We start from the raw sequence: 1,699 nt of genomic DNA, 5'->3' as shown, positions 1-1,699 counted from the left end.
GGTCATGGGGTGGGTACCTCGTGAGCGGCGGTGGGGACGGCAGGGGCCGGGACGGGGAAGCGCTACTTGCCGAAGGCGAGCATCAGCTTCTCCTTCGCGTCGTCGTTGCCGGTCAGCCGGGTGGTCGAGAGGTAGAAGCGGCCGTCGACCCAGCCGAAGTCCTTGGAGAAGAAGCCGTTCTCGATCTGGGCCGTGGACGCCGGGTTCTGCAGCAGCTTCACCGGCTCGTGGTCCGAGCCGGCGGTCGGGATCGACACGACCTCGCCGCCCGCGTCGTACGACGGCTGCACATACGCGAGGAGCCTGCCGCCCTCGACCTTCATCGGCAGCATCGACTCGTCCGCCGGGGACTTCACCCGCCACTTCGCCTTGCCGGTGGCGAGGTTGATCGCGACGACCTCGTTCGCCCCGCCGCTCGCCTCCGTCGGCAGGTACAGCGTGGTCGCGTCGGAGGCGACACCCTTGCAGCCCTGCAGATCACGGGAGAGGATCGCCCAGCCGCACTGCGGCGCGAAGTCCTCGTCGAAGCCGACCTGCGAACGGAAGGTGCCGTTCGCGTTGAAGGCGGAGATGTTCCACGCCTTCTTGTCCTCGTTCGTGCTGTAGACGACGAGCGGGTCGACGGAGTACGTCCGCGCGACCGTCCAGCCCTTGTCGAACTTCCGTGTCCACCGGACCTTTCCGGTCCTCGGGTCGAGCTCCTGCATCTCGTCGTGCTCGTCGGACCCGCCGGCGCCGCAGGAGGCGACGGAGATCAGCCTGCCGCCGCCCGCGAAGGCGGTCGGGAAGCAGGCGCTGCCGTACTTGGTCTTGTCGAACAGCTTCTTGCCGCTGTCGATGTCGAGCGCGACGCCGGACTGCGAGCGGCCCACCATCACCGTCCGGCCGGTGACGGACATGCTGATGCTGATGGTGCTGTCGAACAGCGCGCCGTCGGCGAGCGTGGTGCTCCAGCCCTTGGCGCCGGTGTTCAGGTCCAGCTGCTGGAGCTTGTTGCACTTGGCGCGGTCGCTGGTACCGCTCTCGTAGGCGACCACGATCTTGTCGTCCGCCGACTTCTCCGGCGTGACCGCGCAGATCTTCTGCGGGAAGCCGACGGTCCCCCAGGCCGGTGTGCCGTCACCGACCTTGAAGGCGAACACCTGCTTGTACGCGGCCTTCACCGCGGCCTTGCCGGTGATCCACATGCCGGGCGCGTCGGCGCCCGCGCCGGGCGCGTCCGGTGCCGACTTGTACCAGAGGACCTTCGCCTCACCGGCCTTACGGCCCTCGTTCAGGTTCTCCGGGTCGGCGCCGCCGTCGCCGGTGCCGTCGCCCTGGTCGACCGGGGAGTCGGAGGCGGACGGCTCGGGACCGTCGCTCTTGTGCGCGACCGGCTTCTTGTCGTCCGAGCCGCCGCTGGTCACCGCGTAGACGGTGCCGCCGATGACGGCCAGCGCGGCGACGGCCGCCGCGATCACGACACCGGTCCTGCCCTTGAGGCGGTTCCCGGAGCCCGGCGGGGTGCCGGGGGCGCCCGGGTACTGGGGCTGCGGCGGGTAGCCGTAACCGGGCTGCTGTCCGTACGGCCCCGACTGCTGCGGCTGCCCGTACGGGCCGGGCTGCTGTCCGTAGGGACCGGGCTGCGCGTACGGGCCCGGCTGGGCGTAGGGGCCCGACTGCTGGGCGTACGGGCCCTGTTGCTGGGGTGGCTGGGGGG

1 protein-coding gene is annotated in these 1,699 nt (G+C 70.5%); it reads right to left on the bottom strand.

Annotated features, from left to right (window positions below; genetic code table 11):
• Positions 1–62: 62 nt before the first annotated feature.
• Positions 63–1,699: outer membrane protein assembly factor BamB family protein (locus GRC12_RS44210; RefSeq protein WP_208786059.1), on the bottom strand; the 1,637-nt coding region annotated here is incomplete at its 5' end.

It is taken from the genome of Streptomyces griseorubiginosus (genome assembly GCF_017614965.1).
In the GTDB taxonomy this organism is placed as follows: Bacteria; Actinomycetota; Actinomycetes; order Streptomycetales; family Streptomycetaceae; genus Streptomyces; species Streptomyces griseorubiginosus_B.
The sequence above is the reverse complement of the archived record's forward strand: the minus strand, read 5'-3'. Positions and strand labels throughout refer to the sequence as shown.